At 70.5% G+C, this 1,058-nt stretch carries 1 protein-coding gene; it reads right to left on the bottom strand.

Going from position 1 to position 1,058, the window contains the following annotated elements:
- A partial coding sequence (locus AB0M83_RS48590) for a transposase (protein WP_364529666.1) occupies positions 1–995 on the bottom strand: 995 nt, incomplete at its 3' end.
- Positions 996–1,058 lie beyond the last annotated feature (63 nt).

Below are 1,058 nucleotides of genomic sequence, written 5' to 3'. Positions count from 1 at the left end.
ACCAGGTCCAGCTCCGTGGGCCCCGCATGCCACAACCACATCGGCCCACCCGGGGCCCCACCGCCGGGCAGCCGCTGAATCTCCACCCGGACCACCGTGCCGGCCACGATCGGCAACAGCCCGACGTGATCCTTCCAATAGCCGTCGCGGATCAGCCGGCGATGCCGGGTGTCCCAGGCCGAGAGGGTGACCCGCCCGTAACGCGGCGAATCCACGGTCGCGGCCCGGTCAGGCGAGGTGAGCGTGGCGGGCTTGTTGAGCGTGATCTTGTCGCCGTGCCGGCGCCGCCGCCCCCGGGCCCCTGCCGCGGGTGGCGGGGGCTCGGCGTGAAAGACCTGGTTCGACCGCAACCGGCCCACCACATGCACCCCTGCGCTGTGCTGGTGGCTCAACGCCATCAGGTCGTACTCGGCGTCGAACACGAACCCCGGCGTCTCACTCCGGCCTGCCTCGACGAGACCGGTGTGGACCCGGTCGATCGCGGCCAGGGTGACCGAGGTCAGGGTGTCGGCGGGCCCGAGGCGGGCCAGGTCCACCGGTGCAGTCCAGGACGTCGGTCCCCATTCCAGCGCGGCCATCACCGCGAACGGCCACCCCGAGGTCACCGGGGCACCGGTGAGGGTCCGGGCGGACTTGTCGTGCACCATCAGCCGCTGCGGTGAACATGCCGCTTCCGGGCGGGTCCAGTTCGACACGTCCCCGGCGAACCACACCAGCCCATCCCGGCCCGCACCCACCGTGCCCAGCAGCAGGCCGCGCAGTCGGGGTTCGTCGATGCGCCCCTGGGTCAGCGCGGCATACACACTGCCGTGACCTCGTCGGAACTCCGGTTCCAGCGACAACCCGGGCAGTGACCCGACCCGTGCCGGGGCGGACGCCACCGCGTCGGCCAACTCGAACATGGCATCAGCACGCCGGGTCAGGCAATGGCGGAGTTCCTGCCGGAACACCGCCAGGTCCCCTGCCGGGGCCCCTGTGGTGTCCTGCTCGTGCATGTCCTGCACACTGATCACGCAGCCCTTGGTTTGGCTTTCTTCCCTAGACAAGAAGAAGGATCA

This window comes from Amycolatopsis sp. NPDC051106, assembly GCF_040682775.1.
In the GTDB taxonomy this organism is placed as follows: Bacteria; Actinomycetota; Actinomycetes; order Mycobacteriales; family Pseudonocardiaceae; genus Amycolatopsis.
The sequence above is the reverse complement of the archived record's forward strand: the minus strand, read 5'-3'. Positions and strand labels throughout refer to the sequence as shown.